This window comes from Nonomuraea candida (assembly GCF_000725485.1).
GTDB classification, from domain to species: Bacteria; Actinomycetota; Actinomycetes; order Streptosporangiales; family Streptosporangiaceae; genus Nonomuraea; species Nonomuraea candida.
The window spans coordinates 1-19,345 of record NZ_JOAG01000066.1; the positions used below are offsets into that span (position 1 = coordinate 1).

Consider the following 19,345-nt stretch of genomic DNA (forward strand, 5'->3'; position numbering starts at 1 on the left):
GCCCCCCACCCCACCCCCCGGCGCCGCCGCCTCGGGATCGCCGTCCTGGCGGCCGTCGCGGCGCTGCTGGCGATGTGCCCCCCGCTCGTGGCCGCCGGCCCCGCGGCCGCCGCCACCATCGACACCAACGCCTCGTACGTGCTGGTCAACCGGCACAGCGGCAAGGCTATGGACGTCTACGACCTGGCCACCGGCGACGGCGCCCCCATCGTCCAGTGGGCCCGCAACGACGGCGCCTGGCAGCAGTGGCAGTTCGTCGACTCCGGCGGCGGGCACTACCGCCTGCGCTCCCGCCACAGCGGCAAGGTCCTCGACGTCTACCAGCACTCGGCCGCCGACGGCGCGAACATCGTGCAGTGGAGCGACCTCAACGGCGCCAACCAGCAGTTCCGCGTCGTCGACACCGACAACGGCTTCGTCAAGCTGATCAACCGCGGCAGCGGCAAGGCGCTGGAGGTGTGGGAGTGGTCCACCGCCGACGGCGGGCGGCTGTCGCAGTACACCGACCTCGGCGGCGCCAACCAGCAGTGGCAGCTCGTCAAGCTCGCGGACGGCGGCACGCCGCCGGCGTCGTACCCCAACCCCGGCCTGGTCACGGGCGACGTGCACGCGCACGACCCGGAGGTGGCCAAGACGCCGTCCGGCACGTATCTGCTGGCCTACACCGGTGACGGCATCCCGCTGAAGACCTCGGCCGACCGCACCGCCTGGCGCAACGCGGGCGCGGCCTTCCCCGGCGGCGCGCCGTGGGCCCACCCGTACACGGGCGGCGGCAACCAGCTGTGGGCGCCGGACATCACGTACGTGAACGGCCGCTACTCCATGTACTACTCGGCCTCCACCTTCGGCTCCAACCGCTCGGCGATCTTCCTGGCCACCAGCACCACCGGCGCGTCCGGCTCCTGGACCAACCATGGCCTGGTCATCGAGTCGAACACCTCCGACAGCTTCAACGCCATCGACCCCAACCTGGTCATCGACGACCAGGGCCGCTGGTGGCTCGACTTCGGCTCGTTCTGGTCGGGCATCAAGATGGTGCAGCTCGACCCGTCCACCGGCAAGCGGCTGGACGGCACCATGCGCAGCATCGCCGGGCGCGGCGGCGGCGGCGCGATCGAGGCGCCGTTCATCTACAAGCGCGGCGCCTACTACTACCAGCTGGTCTCCTTCGACCTCTGCTGCCGGGGCGCGGCCAGCACCTACCGCATCATGGTCGGCCGCTCCACCTCCGTGACCGGCCCGTACGTCGACCGCAACGGCGTCGCGCTGACCTCCGGCGGCGGCACCCAGCTCCTGGCCGGGCACGGCGGCATCCACGGCCCCGGACACCAGGCCGTGCTCGCCGACACCGACGGCGACATCCTCTTCTACCACTGGTACGCGAGCGACAACTCCTCCCGCCTGGGCATCAACAAGCTCGGCTACGACGCGGCCGGCTGGCCCTACGTCTACTGACGACCGACCCGGCACCACCTCGACCGGCGCCACCGGCCCTCCCGGCAGGAACGCCGGGGTCCGATTCACCCCCCAAGGAGCACACACATGTCATCCGCCCCCCTCGCGGGCACGGCACGACGGGTCCTGATCCTCGCCGTCGCCGCCCTCGTCGCCCTCGCCATGTCCGTCGTCGTCACGGCCGGCCGGGCGGCGGCGGCCCCCGGCCCGTCGTTCACCAACCCCGTCGTGCCGACGCCGAACAGCGCCGACCCGACGCTGGTCTTCCACAACGGCTTCTACTACTACGTCGCCACCACCTGGACCGCCGACGTCGTCATGCGCCGCTCGGCCACCATCGCCGGGCTGCGCAGCGCCCCCGAGCAGGTCGTGGTGCGCACCGGCGGCACCACCATGTGGGCCCCGCACCTGGAGATGGTCGACAACCGCTGGTACCTGTACTACTCCGTGGAGCAGACCGGCGGGCCCCGCCGCACCCACGTCGCCCAGAGCGCCGGCTCCGACCCGATGGGCCCCTACACCATCCGCGGGATCGTCAACCTGATGCCCAACAACGGATGGGCGATCGACGCCAGCCTGCTCAGGCTCAACGGCAACCTCTACATGACGTTCTCGGCCTTCGCCTCCGACGGGCTGCAGTCGTTGTTCATCGCGCCGATGACCAACCCGTGGACGGCCGGCGCGTTCGGCACCCGGATCTCGGCGCCCACGCTGGCCTGGGAGCGCCAGGACGGCGCGGTCAACGAGGGCTCCTTCGCGTTGCAGCGCGGCGGGCGCACGTTCCTGACGTACTCGGCCAGCCACTGCAACGGCCCCAACTACAAGCTCGGCATGCTCGAATACCGCGGCGGCGACCCCCTGGCCGCGTCCTCCTGGACCAAGTTCCCCAACCCGATCTTCCAGCGCAACGACGCCAACGGCGTGTACGGCCCCGGCCACCACTCCTTCTTCACCTCGCCCGACGGCACCGAGACCTGGATCGCCTACCACGCGAACTCCTCGGCGAGCCAGGGCTGCGGCACCACCCGCACGACGCGGGTGCAGAAGATCTCCTGGAACGCCGACGGCACCCCCAACCTCGGCGTCCCCGTCTCCACCTCGACCGTGCTGCAGGGTCCGTCCGGCGAGGTCATGCCCGCGTACGCGCGGATCAGCAACCGGCACAGCGGCCTGTGCCTGGACGACTACAACTGGGTGACCACCCCCGGCGCGGAGGTGCGCCAGTGGACCTGCAACGGGCTCGCCCCCCAGGACTGGCAGATCACCCCGGCCGCCGACGGCTACTCCACGATCACCAACCGGCACAGCGGCCTGTGCCTGGACAACTACAACTTCGGCACCGCCCCCGGCTCCGAGGTGCGGCAGTGGACCTGCAACGGCCTGGCCGTCCAGCAGTGGCGGATCACCTCGGTGGGAGGCGGCTACTCCACGCTGACCAACCGGCACAGCGGCCTGTGCCTGGACAACTACAACTTCGGCACCGCCCCCGGCGCGGAGGTGCGGCAGTGGACCTGTAACGGCAACAACGCCCAGCAGTGGACCATCTCCTGACCGTCGCACGTCACCGCTCAGACGGGATCAACAGCGTGGCCAGCAGGTCGTCGAGGGCGACCAGCCCGGCCACGCGCCCGTCGCCGTCGCGGACCAGGGCGATCTGGCTGCGCGCGGCGCGGAGCCGGGCCACCGCCTCGGAGACGGGCAGGCCGGGCGGCAGGTCGGGGAGACGGTAGGCGAGGCTCCCGGCGGTGCTCCCGGCAGTGGTCCCGCCGGTGCTCCCGGCAGTGGTCCCGCCGGTGGTCCCGGCAGTGGTCCCGGCAGTGGTCCCGCCGGTGGTCCCGCCGGTGGTCCCGATGGCGGTCCCGGCGGCGCGGCGGCGGGCCAGGTAGGCGTCGCGCAGGTGGACGACGCCCACCGGGTCGCTGGCGGGGCCGACGAGCAGGCGGGAGCGGCCGGCGCGTACCGCGGCGTCGATGATCTGCTGCGGGGCGGCATCGGCGGGCACGGTCACGATCCGGCCGGGAGGGGTGATCAGGCCCGTGATGGGGGCGTGCGGCGCCTGGAGGGCCCGGCTGAGCACGGCGTGGTCGTCGGCCTCGATGAGGCCGAGCCGGCGCGACTCCTCCACCAGGTGCCCGAGCTGGGCGGGAGTGCGGGGGTTGCCGTCCGCGCCGCGCGGCCGCACCCCGAACAGGCGCAGCAGGCCGTTGGTGACGCCGTTCAGCGCGCTGATGACCGGCCGGACCAGCAGCGTGAAGCCGCGGAACGGCAGCGCCAGGACGGTGGCCGAGCGCTCCGGGCGCGCGATGGCCCACGACTTGGGCGCCATCTCGCCGAGCACCATGTGCAGGAACGTCACCAGCGCCAGCGCGATCACGAACGCCACGCCGTGCGCGGCCGGCTCCGGCAGGCCGAGGGCGTGGAAGAGCGGGGTGAGGGTGCCGGCGATCAGCGGCTCGGAGACCACGCCCAGCCCGAGCGAGCACAGCGTGATGCCGAGCTGGGCGCCGGCCAGCATCAGCGACAGCTCCTTGATGCCGGACAGCGCGGCGGAGGCGGCCCGGCTGCCCTGGGCGGCCGCCTTCTCCAGGCGGTGGCGTTTGGCGGCGACCAGCGCGAACTCGGCGGCGACGAAGAAGCCGTTGCCGGCCAGCAGCAGCAGCGTCAGGGCCAGGCCGGTGGTCAGGCTCACGGCCGCTCCTGCCCGTCCTGGCGGTAGGGGGTCAGGCGGGCGCGCTCGGGGACGTGCCGGTCGAGGGTGAGGACCTCGACGCGGGCGCGGGTGGGGGCGCCGGGGTCGAGGGTGGCGGGCAGCTCGACCTCGACGGTGTCGCCGGGGACGGCGAAGCGGCCGAGCCGGTGCAGGACGAGGCCGGCCAGGGTGTCGTACTCGTCCTCGTCCGGGAGGCCGAGGCCGGTGGCCAGGGCGATCTCGTCGATGCGCAGCCCGGCGTCCAGCTCCCAGGCGCCGCCGTCGAGGCGTACGGCGGAGGGGGCGTCGCGGTCGTTCTCGTCGGCGATCTCGCCCACCAGCTCCTCGGCCACGTCCTCCCAGGTGATGAGCCCGGCCAGGCCGCCGTGCTCGTCCACCACGCACGCCACCTCCTCGCCGCGCTCGTGCAGCTGCCGCGCCAGCTCGGGCAGAGCGAGCGAGAACGGCACGACGAGCACGCCGCGCGCGATGCCGGCGACACGGGTGGCGGCGGCCTGCCCGGCCGGTACGGCGGCGGCGTCGAGCAGGCTGACCACGCCGGTCACGTCGTCGAAGGCGGCGCCGAGCACCGGGTAGTGGGTGTGGCCGTGGACGGCGATCAGCTCGTCGAGATCGGCCACGGTGGCGGTGCCGGCGATCGCGACGACGTCGGCGCGCGGCACCATGACCTCGCCGGCGGTGTGGTCGGAGAAGGCCAGCGCCCGCTCCAGCACGTCGGCCTGGCTGCCCGGCAGGTGACCGTGGGCCTCGGACTCGCCGATGATGTGGCCGAGCTCCTCCAGGGTGGCGCCGTGGTGCAGCTCCTCGACCGGCTCGACGCCGGCGGCGCGCAGCAGCCTGCCGGCCGCGGTGTCGAACAGCTTGATGACCGGCCCGGCGATCGTCAGGTAGCCGAGCGTGCCGCCGGCCAGCGCGCGGGCCAGCGGCTCGGGCCTGGCCAGCGCGAGGTTCTTGGGGGCGAGCTCGCCGAGCACCATCTGGATGACCGTGGCCAGGGCGAACCCGATGGCCAGCGCCACGGCGCCGACCATGCCGGCGGGCAGGCCGAGCGCGGTCAGCCCGGGCGCGATCAGCTCGGCCAGCGCCGGCCGGGCGATGAACCCGACCACCAGAGCGGTCACGGTGATGCCGAGCTGCGCCCCGGACAGCATGAACGACAGCCGCTCCATCACCTGGACGGCCTGGGCGGCCTTGCGGTCACCGGCGGCGGCCTGCTGCGACAGGGCGAGCCGGTCGGCGCTGACGTAGGCGAACTCCTGGGCGACGAACCAGCCGGTGGCCACGGTGAGCAGGAAGACGGCCGGCAGTCCGAGGGCCACGCTCACCGGGCCCGCCTCCCCGGCGGCGGGCGGCCGATCACGCGGGCGGGCTCGCTCGGGTTCGCAGGCACCGGCACTCCTGTCGTCCTCGTCCTTCGTGCCGGTCGGGCCACGACCGGCGTCACGGGTGTGCGGGCGGGCAGTCCGCTCACCCGTCTCTACGGACGGTAACCGATCGCCTCCGGTCGCGGACGGCCGGGACACGGCCCGGCGCCGCCTTCGTCCCGGCTCCGGTGGGGTCAGATGTCACCCGAGAAGGTGTCGCACCGTCCCGGATCGCCCGTCTGGTATCCCACCGTGAACCACTGGACGCGCTGCTCGGCACTGCCGTGCGTCCAGCCCTCCGGGTCCACCCTGCCCTGGGTGCGTTCCTGGATGCGGTCGTCGCCCACCGCCGCCGCGGCGTCCAGCGCCTGCCGGATGTCGCCGGAGGTGAACGGCTTGTCGTAGAAGCCGGTGTCGACGGCGTTCTTCGCCCACACGCCCGCGTAGCAGTCGGCCTGCAACTCCAGGCGCACCGAGCCGCTCGCGGCCCCCTGCCGGTCGTCGCCGACGCGCCGCATGGCGCCGGTCAGGTTCTGGACGTGGTGCCCGTACTCGTGGGCGATCACGTACGCCTGGGCGAACGGGCCGCCCTCGGCGCCGAAACGTTGCTGGAGGTCGGTGAAGAACCCCAGGTCGAGGTAGACGCGGCGATCGGCGGGGCAGTAGAACGGGCCCACGGCCGAGTCGGCCTGGCCGCATCCGCTGCGCGTGCTGCCGCTGAACAACACCGTGCGCGCGTCGTCGTAACTCTCCTTGGCCCGCTCGGTGAAGGCGTCGCGCCAGTATCGCTGGACGCTGTTGACCACGCCCACCACCCGGCACTTCTCCGACTGGTCGGCGTCGCTGCCCTTCGTGCACTGCTCGCTCAGATCGGTGGCGGGGCGCCCCTGATCGACCGCCGGCGCTTCGCCGCCGCCGAAGAGGGCGCTGGGGTCGACGCCGGTGACCAGCGCCACGACGAGGGCCACGATGCCGATGGCGCCACCGCCGATCGCGATTCCGCCCCTGGACAACCCGCCGCCGCCCCGATCCTCTACCTGGGATGTGTCGAGATCTACATCGTCGCGGAAATCCACGTGCGCCGTTTCCTCCCGGGAGACTGTCTGCTTACGTCGTCTTTCCTCTTCTCCGGGAGGCCGCTTTCATGCCCGACGTAAGGGGACCGTCCCCTGGGCCGTGGCCCGTGCCCCGCCGGTCACGGGCTCGATCCGTCGCGCGCCCCGGCCGGTCAGCTGGTCTTCCAGGGGCGGCAGATGTGGGCGTTGCTGCCCCGGTCGGAGCACACGTAGTAGCGGGCGATCGCGGGGGTCGCCAGCCCGGGCGGGCCCAGGCCGCAGCCCGTGGCGTGGTCGTTGGTGTCGCGTACGACGCCCCGCCGGCCGTCGTGCTTCTCGAAGACCAGGTAGAAGCCGCGGCCGTCGTCGCGGGAGTCGCACGCGCCGGCCTGGCGGTGGTCCGATGACACCCAGCCGTAGCCGCATTCCTGGATGGAGATGGGCCCGCAGGCGCGCACGTTGTAGGTGGAGTAGTGGGCCTGGGCGGGGCTCGCCGAGGTGATCATCAGGAGTGCCGCGCCCACGCCGGCCGCCGTCGTTACGTGCGGGCGCCAGGCCCTTGCGCAAGCGTGCCAGGATGCGCACACCCGGCGGGCGGGCCGGACGGGTGGCGCGGGCTCTCGTCGAGCGCCACCGGCAGCGGCCGAGGCTCGCCTGGGGCAGGGGAGAGGCGGCGGTCAGCCGGTGCCGGTGGGAGCGGGCCGTCGAGGATCGCCCGGGTCAGGAGGGGCCGAGGCTCCAGAGTCGCAGCAGCCGGTCCTTGCCCGCCGTCACCACGACCGGCCGTCCGGACCGCCCGGCCAGGGCCAGCAGGCGGATGCCGCCGCCCTCGCCGAAGCCGAACTCGCCGACGATGGCCCCGTCCGCCAGGCTCCTGATCCCCACGAACGCGTCCCGGCCGTGCGGGGTGTGCGCCACGAGCGCGACCGGCACGCCGTCCAGCGTGCCCGCCACCAGCCCCGCCGTGCCCCGGTCGTCCGGGCTGCGGTCGCTGAACGGCCACTTCCTCCTGCGCTTGCCCGTCGCCAGGTCGTAGACGCGCAGGGTGCCGTCCAGATGCGTGGAGACCAGGATCGGCGCGCCGTCCAGCTCGCCGCAGGCCAGCCGCTCGATCCCGCCGATCGCGCCCGTCTTGAACGTGCGCGTCACCCGGCCCGTGGCGAGCCGGCGCACCCGCACGCGGTTCGCGCCGTCGCCCGTCACCAGCACGTCCTCGCCGTCCAGGACGCCGAAGGCCAGGCCGCGCACGCCCTGGAAGTGCCCGGTGTCGGCCGGGCCGAGCTGCTCGCCGGTGGCGGCGTCCCACAACCGCACGGTGCCGTGCAGGTCCCGCAGGCTGTCGTACTTCTGCGACACCGCGATCGCCCGGCCGCCCGCGACGGTCACGGCGATGATCGGATCGCCGGCCCGGTGCTCGCTCAGCCGCTCGCCCGACGTGCTCCACACCCGCATCCCGCCGTCGGCGTGGCCCGACACGATCACCGGCGCGCCGCCGTTCCCCCCGTTCTCCCCGCTCTTCCTGTGCTCCCCGTGGGCCAGCGCCGTCGTGCCCGCGCCGCCGTCGCCGAGCACGGTGGCGGTGAGCGTGGCGAGGTCCCAGGCCAGGACCGTCCCGTCGCCCGTGCCGCACGCCACGCCGGACGGGGTCACCGCCAGCGCCGCCGGGGCGCCCGTGCCGGCGGGCGGCTGCAGCGGCTTGCCGATCCGCGTGCCGAACGGCTCGCCCGCGGCGGTCCCGGAGGGGGACGGGGTGGCCGTCCCCGCGGCGGCCGCCGTCCCCGTCGCGGCCGGGGTCCCGGCGGCCGGCGTGCCCGCGGTGGGGGAGGCCGGGCGGTCCTGCACCCGGCCCTGCCGCCCGGTGCCGCCGTCCGGCCGGAGCATGACGAACGCCGACACCCCCGCCGTCGCGAGCGCCGCCGCCGCGCTGCTGAGCACCGCCCGCCGGCTGACCCGCCGGCCGCCGCCCGTTGCCGGCGCGGCTGAGGGCGGGACCGTCCCTGGCGCCGCCGGCTGCTGTCGTGCGGCGGCGGGCGCGCCGGTGCCGCGTGCCGCCGGTTCCCGTCCCGGGGTGGCGGGGGCGCCCGCGCCGTGTGCCGCCGGTCGCTGTGCCGGGGTGGAGGGCGCGCCCCCGCCAGGGACGCCCGAAGGGTGGTACGCGGCCGGGGCCCGGGGTGGAGCGGCGGGTCGCGCGCTCGGGACGGGTTCCCCCGGGAGGGGCGTCTGCCGCGGCGGGGGCATGGGCAGCGGGGGCGGTGCGCCGGTGGCCGGCCCCTGGCGGCCGGTGAGCCGTCTCAGCAGCTCAAGGGGGAGCGGCCGGGACGCCGGGTCCTTCGCGAAGCACTCCCGCAGCACCTCCGCCAGCCGCTCCGGCACCCCATCGAGGTCGGGAGAGCCGGTGAGCACGGCGTTCAGGACGGCGGGAACCGTCTCCCCGGCGAACGGCGGCCGCCCGGTCGCCGCGAACACCATGGTCCCCGCCCAGCTGAACACGTCCGACGCGGCCCCGACCCGCGCCCCCGCGAACTGCTCCGGCGACATGTACGTGGGCGTCCCCACCACCCCGGACGTCATCGTCGTCGCGTCCAGCGCCTTGGCCACGCCGAAGTCGATGACGATCGGCCCGTCCGGTCCCAGCAGCACGTTGCCCGGCTTGAAGTCCCGGTGCACGATGCCGGCCTGGTGGATGGCGGCCAGCGCGGTCAGCGTCGAGATCGCCAGCCGGTCCAGCGTCCCGCCCGTGCGCGGTCCCGCCGACCGGACGACCTGCTGCAGCGTGTCGCCCGGGACGTACTCGCTCACCACGTAAGGCCGCTCGTCCACCGTTCCGGCGTCGAGCACCGCCGCCGTGCAGAACGCCGCCACCCGCCGCGCCGCCTCGGCCTCCCGCAGGAATCCCCGGCTGACGGCGTCGTCGCCGCTCAGGTGGCTGTGCAGCAGCTTGACGGCGGCCTCGCGCCCGTCGTCGCCGACCGCCTTGTAGACCGTGCCCTGGCCGCCGGAGCCGAGCACCCCCAGGAGCCGCCAGCGGCCGACCCGTTCGGGATCGCTCGGCCGGAGCGGGCGGATTTCCGGCATCCCGCTCCTTTCCCGGCCCTCCCACGCGATCCACACGATAACCCGTCACCGGCCCCTTGTGGATCGTGCCACCATCGACGCTCCTCGGCGCTCCCGGCACACCCGCAGTGCCACGAGACAGACCGGGTCCCCGCCGTGCGGGCCCCCGCCGTACGGGCCCCCACCCTACGGGCCGCCGCCGGAGCGGGCGGCGGCCCCGGGCCGTCAGGGTCTCGGGGTGAGGCCCTTGATCGCGGCGTGTAGCGCGCCCGCCGCCCGGTCGATCTCCGCCTGGCCGGCGAGATCACCCCCGGCGGCGGCCACGGCGGCGTCGAGCGCCGCCAGGCTCGCCTCGGTGAACCGGTCGCGCTCGACCGCCGCCGCCTCGTCGAGGAGCAGGTCGAGCAGGGTGCGGTCGTCCCGCAGGGCGAGGAACGCGACCTCGGCCACGTTGGCGTTGCCCCCGGCGAAGGAGACGCGCAGCCGCCCGAAGGCGGGCGTCTCCGGCAGGGCGGCCTCGTACCAGCGGGACTCGGAGACGCCGCGCACCGTGTGCAGGTCCGTCCAGGTCGCCCCGCCGTCGGCCGAGCCCTGGAAGACCGCGCCGTTCAGCCGGGCCGGGTGGGACGGCCTGGGGTGGTAGCGCAGCCCGTCCAGGGCGACCGGCTCCGCCAGGCGCACCTCGATCCAGCCGGCGGCCGTGGTCGTGTCGGTGAAGGTCGTCAGGTCCCCGTCGAACGCGCGCAGCCCGTTGTCCGCCGCGGTCCCGCCGCCTCCCCACGGCGGCGTCGAGGCCGTCACCATGGCCGGGTCCACCGGCACCTCGGCCAGCAGCGACCCGGCCGGCACCAGCCCTTCGACGGCGGCATACAGGAGGTCGATCAGGGCCGCCTCGTCGCCGCCCGCCCGCGCCCGCGCGATCGCCTCGGTCAGCACGTGGTAGCTGCCCCGGGTGTAGCCGGCGGCCGGCAGCCGCTCGGCCTCGGCGATCACCGCGGCGAGCGGTTCCGCGGCCGCCATCAGCAGGCCCGAGCCCGTCCGCCGGTGGCCGTCCGCGCCGGTCGCGGTCACCTGGTAGAAGCGGGTGCCGTGGCGGAGCGGCTCGTCGGTGAAGCTGAAGGCTAGCGCGCCGGAGAGCACCTCGCGCCAGGCGCCGCCGGCGCCGTCCTTGCGGCGCACGGTGAAGCGGGTGGCGTCGTCGGGCTTGCTCCAGTGCAGCGTCACCCGGTCGCCGGCGCGCTCGACCCGGGCGTACAGGGTGCCCGGCGGGTGCTCGTCGATCCGGACGTCGTCGAACGTCGCCGCGACCGGCGCCGCGCCGCCCGCGCGCACGGCCCCGGGGAACGGGGTGAACAGCTCGCCCACGTACGTCCACGCCCGCCCGTCCTTGCCGGCCCAGGCGGTGACGATCTGGGAGCCGGCGTCGCGCACCAGCTTCAGATGGGGATGCGCGGCCGCGTCGAGGGCGGGGATCTCGGCCAGGAGCGGGCTGCGCCGCTGGTCCTGCCAGTCGTGCCGGGAGTCCCGCGTCCGGTTGCGCAGCACCAGCCTGCCGGAGTCGTCCGCGCCGAAGTAGACGTAGCGGTCGTCGGCCCGCAGCATCAGCCCGCCGGCCCCCGCCACCCTGGCGCTGATCGCGCCGCTGCCGGTCAGCACCCGGTTGGCGAAGAGCAGCCGGTCCTGGATGTCGCGCTTGTCCAGGTAGTAGTCGTCGCCCTCGCCGAACCCGGTGCCGTCGCCGCCGGACAGCTCGAACCGGTCACCGCGCACCTTGACCGTGCCTTCGACGTCCCCGACCCGGTCGAGCGCGGTCGCGGTCACGGCCTGCGACTCCCGCCCGGAGCCGTGCCGGTTGACCGCGGTCACCGTGTACGCGCCCGCCCGGCCGGAGCGGTCGGTGAAGGAGGCGCCGCGCACGCGGGCCGCGATCACCTCGCCGTCCCGCTCGACCCGGTACGCCTCCGCCCCGGCGGCCGGCTTCCACGCGACCACCACCCCGTGCCGGTCGCGCAGCGCCTGCACGAAGTCCACCCGGTACGGCGCGGCCGGCCCTTCGGCGGCGGAGTCCAGCCGCAGCACCATGGCCGTCTCCGGCGGCACCCGCGTCAGGCCCTTGCCGACCCGCCGGCCCGTCACCAGGTCCACGGCGCCGGACGGCACGTCGAGCCGGTGGGTCGTGGCGTTGCCGTACTCGGGGCGGGTGGTGTTGAAGACGAACAGGTAGCGGCCGTAGCGGGCGGTCAGGAAGTCGGCGTAGCCGGAGTAGGGGGTGTCGAACGCGAAGTTCTCCCTGCGCACGGTGCCGACGCCGGGCTGGTGCGCGACGGGGGCGACCTCGCCGGCCAGCGCCTGCGGCAGCGTGCCGTCGGCGGTCGCCCGGTCCTCCATGAAGTCGGCGTCGATGTTGTCCATCCGCAGGTAGTAGTCCCGGTAGGAGAGCAGCCCGTCGGTCCTGACCTGCACGACGGCCTCGTGGCCGGGGCGCAGGACGTGCAGCCGGCCGTTGCCGGCGAAGCCGCGCTGCCGCTCGTACAGGGAGCCGAAGACGCGCGTGCCGCCGTCGCGCAGCGAGACGAACATGGTGTCCACGTCGGCGAAGGCGAACCGCTCGTACGCGGCGGGATCGACGTTCAGGGCCGCCAGCTCCCCGGCGGTGTACCGGTCGAGGTCGGTCTGCGGCAGCAGCAGGCCGGTGGGCGGCCGCGCGCGCAGCCAGGCGTAGGTCTCCGGCAGCCAGAGGTCGTACTTGAGCTTGGCGCGGACCGCGTCGAACCCGTTGAAGTACTGGTTGTCGGCCAGCTGCTGCTGGGCGAAGCCCACCGCCTCGCGGGCGTAGTGCCGGTACGGCTCCCACCGCTCGCCGGCGTAGCGCCCGGGGTGCTCGGCCAGATGCCGGGCCAGCGCCACGTACGTCATGACCCGGCCCTCAGAGACCCGCAGGGCGTAGGCGGGCCAGCCGGGATGGGCGGCGTTGCGCTCGTCGACGACCATCTCGGCGCGCATCACCCGCCGGCCGTCGTCGTCCACGCCGGAGTGGCGGGTGTGGCCGCGGGCGTGCAGGTTCCGCAGCGCCAGTTTGAGGATCTCGTCGTTGAGCCGCTCGTCGCCCTTGTGCCCGAGCGTCCTGAAGAACCACTCCGGCAGGTGGTTGGCGGCTTCGCCGTAGTTGGCGACGAACGTGTTCTCCCTGGTCAGACCGGCTTTGCTGATGCCCGTGTAGTGCTCGCCGTACGGCCGGCGGCGCACCACCTCGCCCTCGGCGTCGAGCTTGCTCCTGGCCAGGCCCTTGCCGACGATCTGCGCGGTGTCCTCGGTGAAGCGGGCCGTGGTGTCGTGGTAGAAGAGCGAGTGGTAGAGGTCGAGCTCCCGGCCGTCCGGCCCGACCAGCACCTCCTCGCCGAGGAATGGCGCCGCGCCCAGCGCCTCCAGCGCGATGCGGTGACCGCGCGCCTTGCCCTCGTAGAAGCGCGAGCCGATGACCCGCAGGCCCTCGTGCGCCTCCCACGCGCCCTCGTAGGTGTACATGACCTGGTTGTGGATGTACGACAGCCGCGACCTGGCGAAGTCGAAGTTCGCCTTCAGCACCCGCTCGTACGCCTCCCGCCTGGACAGCTCGCCGCCGTCCCAGTCGACGTCCTTCAGCGAGGACGGCCCGTCCTGCGTGCCGATGGGGAACGGCCGGTCGAGGAAGTCCTGGAAGCCGTCGCCCAGCAGGTCCTCGACGATGTAGAGCGCCTCGCCGAGCGCGCCGTAGTAGCCGCCCCAGTCGCCCTGGTGACCGCCGCGCAGCAGCAGCCGGGTGTCGCGGTAGTAGTCCTTGACGTGGTTGTCGATCACCTTGAGCACCCGGGCGACGGCCGCCGCGCGCAGCTCGGGGGTGCCCGCCGGGCACCAGGGCTCGTGCAGCGCCGAGGCGTAGAAGCGCAGGTCGTCCTGGTAGCGGACGATGGACAGCTTGCGGTCGGGCGCGGCGTCCACGTACGTGCTGAGCTGGTCGAACAGCTCGATCTGGCTCTTACGGTAACCGTCGACCAGCGCCTGCTGCGCCGCCTCCGGGATGTCGGGGGCGGGCGGGGTGGGCGCGGGCGGCGTGCCCTGCCGCTCCCCGGAGACGTCCAGCTCGGCGCCGGTGTGGGTGTAGGCCCGGTAGTAGCCGCGCGACGGGCCGGTCAGGGGCCGGCTGAAGCCGCCGTCGTACGTGCGGATCGTCATCTCCACCACGCGCCGCCCCTGGGTGTGGGTGAGCGGCAGCAGGATCGTGTTGTAGTGGAAGCGGCCGGGCACGGGCCGGGTGGCGGCGTAGGCGATGGGCTCGTGGTCGCCGCCGCTGCGATAGCCGATCTGCTCGCCGTTGACGTAGGCGATCGTCTTGTACGCGGTCGTGTCGCCGCCCCACAGCTTCAGCGTGAAGTAGTTCTGGGCGACGGGATCGACCCTCATCCGGAAGCGCAGCTCACCGCCCTTGACGCCGGGCGGGTCCGTGGGGGTGGCGACCCGGGCCTTCTCGCCCAGCGCCCCGTCCACCACGGCGGTGGCCGCGGCGCTCAGCGCGTGGGCCGCCTCGGAGGCGGGGTCGCCGAAGACGACGGAGTCCAGGCGGGCGGCGGCGGACACAGGAGAGGAGGACACATCGGCGGAGGACACGGCGGAGGACGCGGCGGCGTCCCCGGCGGCGTCCCAGGCGGCGGCGTCCCAGGCGGGGGCGTCCCAGGCGGGGGCGTCCCAGGCTCGGGATTCCCAGGCTCGGGACTCCCCGGCGGCGGGTAAGGAGGGGATCAGGAGGGGGAGCAGCAGGCCGACGGCCGGCAGGACGTGACGCGGTCTCACAGGCATCTCCTCGTGGAGGTCCGGGCGTGGCGGGCGACCCGCCGCCGGTGCGGCCGCGGGCCCCTCGCGGGCCCGCCCGGCCGGGACCCGCCCGACGGCGCCGGACGCCCGGCGTTCGTGGCCACGGCGTCCGGAACATCGATAGAAAGCGTTGTCCGGAACCTAGATCGAGCATCGCGTCCGTACAAGCCGCTGTTATGACAGCGTTACAAAGCGGGCCGCTCCCCGCACCTCGCGCCACCCCCCGCCACCTGCCCCCTGAACTGGGCGGCCTTCCCGGCCGGGAGCTGGGGCGGCACGACCCCGTCCCGCCATGCGCCGGGTGCGGCGCCAGTGGGACCGTTACCACTCCCCGCCCGCGCACAGCCCTCCGCGGGGCCGCGCCGATCACCGAGGCGCGGGCGGACAACGTTCTCTACACTGGCGGGGTGGCCAAACGAAGGAGCGACGTGCCGGACGACCCCGACCGCCGCCAGAGCACGATCAAGGACGTGGCCGAGCGCGCCGGCGTCTCGCTGTCCACCGTCTCGCGGGTGGTGGCGGGCAACTATCCGGTGGCCCAGGCCACCCGCACGCGCGTGCAGCGGGCGATCGAGGAGCTCAACTACGTCGCCAACACCCACGCCCGCGCGCTGGGCGGCGGCGCCACCCGCACGGTCGGCTTCATCGTCAACGACGTGCGCGGTCCCGCCTTCGCCGAGGCGGTGCACGGCGTCGAGCAGGAGGCCGCGCGGCTGGGGCACATCTGCCTGGTGGCGACCACCGACGGCGACCCCGCCCGCGAGCTGGCCGCGATCCGCCTGATGCGCGAGCAGCGGGCCGCCGCGGTGTTCCTGATCGGCGGGGCCACCGACAGCGCCGCCTACCGGGCCCGGATGGCCGACATCGCCCGCTCGCTCGACGCCGCCGGCTCGCGGCTGGTGCTGTGCGGCCGGCCGCCCCTGGGCGACGGCATCCCGGCGACCGCCGTCGAGTACGACAACGAGGGCGGCGCGTACGCGCTGACCGGCTTCCTCGTCGGCCGCGGCCACCGCAGGATCCTCTACGTCGGCGGCGACCTCACCTTCACCACCACGGCCGGCCGGGTGGCCGGGTTCCGCCGCGCCATGGCGGACTTCGGCCTGCCGGTGGACGAGGGCCTGTTCGAGCTGGGCGCGCAGTTCACCCGCGCGGCGGGCTACGAGCGCGTCAGCGCCCGGCTGCGGGGCGGGCGCGACTTCACCGCGGTCTTCGCCGAGACCGACGTGGTGGCCGCCGGGGCGATGGCCGCCGTCTTCGACGCGGGCCTCGGCGTCCCCGAGGACGTCTCCGTCGTCGGCTACGACGACATCCCCCTGGCCACGGACCTGCGCCCGGCCCTGACCACCGTCCGCGTGCCCTACGAGGAGCTCGGCCGCGCGGCGGTCAGGGCCGCGCTGGAGCGGCCCGCGGGCAGGCCGGAGCCGCACCAGATGCTCGGCACCCACGTGATCATCCGTCAGTCCGCCGGCCGTCCCGCCTCCGCGTAGACAGCGTTTTCTCCACCGCCCGCTCTCGCGGGCCGGTTCACGCTGCCGCTCTCACCAGGCAATTCACCCGAAATCTCAATTTCATGCTGCGGAAACCTTGCCCGGACGGTGAGCGGGTTCTACCGTCTGCATAGCGAACGCTTTCTATCGCCGCCCCCCTACATCTGCGAAGGAGCGGTGCCTTGAACCGCACACACGTGAGCGCCCTCGCCGCGAGCCTGACGCTGGTCACCGCGCTGACCGGCTGCGGGGCCCAGGAACCCGCCGGCCCGGCCGCCACCGCCTCCGGGCCGGTCACCGTCACCTGGTGGTCGTGGGACGAGAGCAAGTTCCTCGACCCGGTCGTGGCCAAGTTCAACGCCACCCACGACCGGATCAAGCTCAAGGTGGTCAAGCAGGCCGACAACCCCGGCACCGCGGCCAACCTGCGCAACGTCGTGGCCGCCGGGCAGGACGTGCCCTGCCTGGTGAAGAGCTTCGGCGAGGTGCCGGGCCTGGTCGGCGAGGGCCTGCTGGCCGACATCACCGACGCCTTCCGCCCGTACACCACCCAGGGCCTCTACAACGAGGCCTCCTACGCCGGCGCCAAGGCCGGCGACCGCTTCTTCGGCATCCCGGCCGGCTTCTCGCCGTCGTTCATGATGATCAACCGGGCCGTGTACGACAAGCACGGCGTCGCCGTGCCCAAGACGTGGGACGACGTGATCGCCGCGGGCGAGAAGCTCAAGAAGCACGGCGTCTACGTGATGAACCTGGCCGGCGAGGACCCCTCCACCCTGGTCAACCTGGTCCAGCAGGCCGGCGGCTCCTGGTACGCCATCGAGGGCGACAGCTGGAAGGTCGACTTCCTGTCACCGGCGTCGCTCAAGGCCGCCGACGTCGTCCAGCGGCTGGTCGACGGCGACCTGGTGGCCAACCAGACCTACCAGGACCGGCCCGCCCTGATCAGCTACTTCGACTCCGGCAAGATGGTCTCCCTGCCGACCCAGACCTGGCAGCTCGGCAACTACGAGCTCAACTTCAAGAAGTCGCTGGGCGACTGGCAGCCCATCGACCTGCCCCAGTTCGCCGACGCGCCCGCGTTCGTGACCCCCGCCCACGGCGGCGCGCTGCTGGTGCCCAAGGGCTGCCCGCACATCGAGGAGGCCGTCGCGGCCGGCGTGTGGATGACGACCAGCAAGGACGCCATCGACGCCTCCTACCAGCAGGACACCAAGCAGTACAGCTGGCCCGGCGCCGTGCCCGACCCGTCACCGTGGATCGACTCGGCGGTGCCGGAGAAGCTGTTCGGCGAGCGCCGCGGCGAGGCGAAGGACGTGATCCTCAAGGCCACCAAGGCCGGGCGCGACCCCTGGGTGGTCGGCCCCAACTACACGGGCGTCTTCTCCGAGCTCCAGGACCAGTGGGCCAAGATCGTCACCAAGGAGATCACCGTCCGCCAGGCCCTCGAACACCTGCAGAAGTTCACCGTCGACGACCTGAAGTCGAAGAACGTCAACGTGCGGGGCTGACCGTCATGGCCATCACCGCGGGCCCCCGGGCGTGGCGGCGCACCGCCGCGCTCCAGGGCGCCTCCTTCACCGTCCCGTTCTTCCTCGGATTCGTGCTGTTCAGCGTGGTGCCGGTGGTGCTGGCGCTGCGGGAGAGCCTGTTCACCCAGCGCAGCTCCGGCCTCGGCTTCGGCCCCAAGACGATCGAGTTCGCCGGGCTGGACAACTTCCTGCGCGGCCTGGCCGACGCCAAGTTCTGGGCCGGCATGGGCCGGGTCGGGCTCTTCGCGGCCATCAGCATCCCGCTCATCCAGGTCGTCAGCGTCGTCATGGCGCTGCTGCTGGACGCCGCCTCGCGGCGGGTGGCGGCCCGGTTCCGGCTGCCGCTGCTCATCCCGTACATGATCCCCGGGATCGTCGCCACGCTGATCTGGATCTACCTCTACAGCCCCGACGTCGGCCCGCTCACCCCGTTCCTCGCGCTGCTCGGCATCGACGCCGACTTCTACAGCGGCGAGCTGATCTGGGTGTCCATCGGCAACCTCATGGCCTGGGGCGCCATCGGCTTCAACATGCTCATCGTCTACGCCGACCTGCAGTCAGTGCCGCGGGAGATCTTCGAGAGCGCCCGCGTGGACGGCGCCTCCGAGCTGCGCGTCGCCTGGTCCATCAAGGTGCCCATGATCCGCCGTTCGCTGGTGCTGACCACCGTGCTCAGCATCATCGGCACGCTGCAGATCTTCAGCGACCCCATGCTCTTCCGCTCGATGACGCCCGAGACCGTCACCCGCGACTTCACGCCGATCATGGCCATCTACGACTGGGCGTTCGCGCAGGGCGACTTCAACTACGCCGCCGCCCTGTCCATCATCCTGGCCCTCGTGGTGGGCGCGGCCTCGGCCGTCTTCTACCGCCTGACGAACAAGGCGCCGACCTCATGAGCACCGCCACCGCCGCCCGCCCCCGCACCAGGATCGCCGTCATCATGGGCCTGGTCGCCTTCGCCGTCTACTCCGTGGCGCCCGTGTGGTGGCTGGTCGTAGCCGCCACCAAGAGCCAGGCCGACCTCTACACCACCAACGGGCTCTGGTTCGCCGAGTTCCGGCTGTGGGACAACCTGCGCGGGCTGTTCACCTACCAGGACGGCATCTTCCTGACCTGGATGGGCAACACGCTCCTGTACGGCGTGGCCGGCACCGCCGGCATGACCCTGGTCTGCGTGGCCTGCGGCTACGGCCTGGCGATGTACCGCTTCCGCGGGCGCGGGGTCATGATGGGCGCCATCATCGGCTCGTTCCTGGTGCCGGGGGCGCTGCTGACGATCCCGTCCTTCCTGCTCTACACCGACCTCAACCTGGTCGACACGCCGTGGGCGATCATCCTGCCGAGCTTCTTCAGCGCCTTCTCCGTCTACCTCGCCAAGGTCTACGCCGAGGGCGCCATCCCGCCCGAGCTGCTGGAGGCGGCCCGCATCGACGGGGCGGGGGAGTACCGCATCTTCTTCTCCGTCGGCGCCCGGCTCATGTCCACCGGCGCGGCGACGATCTTCCTGCTCGGCTTCGTCGGGTCCTGGAACTCGTTCTTCGGCCCGCTGGTCTATCTCCGCGACCAGCACAAGTGGCCGGTCATGCTGGGCCTGTACTCGTGGCTGAAGGTCAAGGTGGACAACTCCACCGACCTCACCGGCCTGGTCGTCGTCGGCTCGATCATCTCCCTCGTCCCCATGGTCGCCCTGATGATCTCGCTGCAGCGTTACTGGCGCTCGGGGATCACACTCGGCAGCCTCAGGTAACCGCCACCACCCGCACCGCCACCTACATCCGCACCCTCCACATCAGCACCTCTTCACATCAGCCCTCTTCACATCAGCACCTCTTCACCA

Annotated in this window: 12 protein-coding genes; 6 read left to right on the forward strand and 6 right to left on the reverse strand. The window is 73.4% G+C overall.

Translation table 11 applies throughout. The features are described from left to right. Together IO39_RS53535 and IO39_RS40335 are read left to right on the forward strand one after the other, a co-directional pair. The coding region (locus tag IO39_RS53535; RefSeq protein ID WP_439331500.1) for a family 43 glycosylhydrolase at positions 1 to 1,455 on the forward strand (1,455 nt) is incomplete at its 5' end. Positions 1,456 to 1,542: 87 nt separating this feature from the next. Next, positions 1,543 to 3,006, forward strand: a complete 1,464-nt coding sequence (locus IO39_RS40335; protein WP_052424001.1) for a family 43 glycosylhydrolase — start codon at positions 1,543 to 1,545, stop codon at positions 3,004 to 3,006. Between the two features lie 10 nt (positions 3,007 to 3,016). Here IO39_RS40335 and IO39_RS40340 read toward each other — a convergent pair whose 3' ends face one another. From IO39_RS40340 to IO39_RS59275, 6 genes are all read right to left on the reverse strand, one after another. Further along, positions 3,017 to 4,144 (reverse strand): hemolysin family protein, encoded by a 1,128-nt coding sequence (locus IO39_RS40340; protein WP_043635769.1) that lies wholly within the window; start codon positions 4,142 to 4,144, stop codon positions 3,017 to 3,019. After that, a complete protein-coding gene (locus IO39_RS40345) occupies positions 4,141 to 5,490 on the reverse strand; it encodes a hemolysin family protein (RefSeq protein WP_043635772.1) in 1,350 nt (449 codons plus the stop codon). Before IO39_RS40345 ends, IO39_RS40340 begins: the two co-directional genes overlap by 4 nt. Before the next feature lie 233 nt (positions 5,491 to 5,723). Then, positions 5,724 to 6,605 carry a KPN_02809 family neutral zinc metallopeptidase gene (gene ypfJ, locus IO39_RS40350; protein ID WP_043635775.1) on the reverse strand — a complete coding sequence of 294 codons (882 nt, stop codon included), beginning with the start codon at positions 6,603 to 6,605 and terminating at the stop codon, positions 5,724 to 5,726. Positions 6,606 to 6,757: 152 nt separating this feature from the next. After that, positions 6,758 to 7,108 carry a hypothetical protein gene (locus IO39_RS40355; protein ID WP_043635778.1) on the reverse strand — a complete coding sequence of 117 codons (351 nt, stop codon included), beginning with the start codon at positions 7,106 to 7,108 and terminating at the stop codon, positions 6,758 to 6,760. Positions 7,109 to 7,304: 196 nt separating this feature from the next. After that, complete coding sequence (locus tag IO39_RS51450) at positions 7,305 to 9,659, reverse strand: serine/threonine-protein kinase (protein ID WP_052424002.1); 2,355 nt, start codon at positions 9,657 to 9,659, stop codon at positions 7,305 to 7,307. Between the two features lie 204 nt (positions 9,660 to 9,863). Further along, complete coding sequence (locus tag IO39_RS59275) at positions 9,864 to 14,465, reverse strand: discoidin domain-containing protein (protein WP_157549607.1); 4,602 nt, start codon at positions 14,463 to 14,465, stop codon at positions 9,864 to 9,866. A 428-nt stretch (positions 14,466 to 14,893) separates the two neighbouring features. Here IO39_RS59275 and IO39_RS40370 point away from each other — a divergent pair, with 428 nt between their 5' ends. From IO39_RS40370 to IO39_RS40385, 4 genes are all read left to right on the forward strand, one after another. After that, positions 14,894 to 15,973 carry a LacI family DNA-binding transcriptional regulator gene (locus IO39_RS40370; RefSeq protein WP_211267351.1) on the forward strand — a complete coding sequence of 360 codons (1,080 nt, stop codon included), beginning with the start codon at positions 14,894 to 14,896 and terminating at the stop codon, positions 15,971 to 15,973. A gap of 182 nt (positions 15,974 to 16,155) precedes the next feature. Then, positions 16,156 to 17,484 carry an ABC transporter substrate-binding protein gene (locus IO39_RS40375; protein WP_043635783.1) on the forward strand — a complete coding sequence of 443 codons (1,329 nt, stop codon included), beginning with the start codon at positions 16,156 to 16,158 and terminating at the stop codon, positions 17,482 to 17,484. 5 nt (positions 17,485 to 17,489) lie between these two features. Further along, entirely contained in the window at positions 17,490 to 18,404 is a 915-nt protein-coding gene (locus tag IO39_RS40380; RefSeq protein WP_043635786.1) for a carbohydrate ABC transporter permease, read from the forward strand. Beyond that, positions 18,401 to 19,255, forward strand: coding sequence for a carbohydrate ABC transporter permease (locus IO39_RS40385; protein ID WP_043635789.1), 855 nt, complete (start codon positions 18,401 to 18,403; stop codon positions 19,253 to 19,255). Before IO39_RS40380 ends, IO39_RS40385 begins: the two co-directional genes overlap by 4 nt. Positions 19,256 to 19,345: the final 90 nt, after the last annotated feature.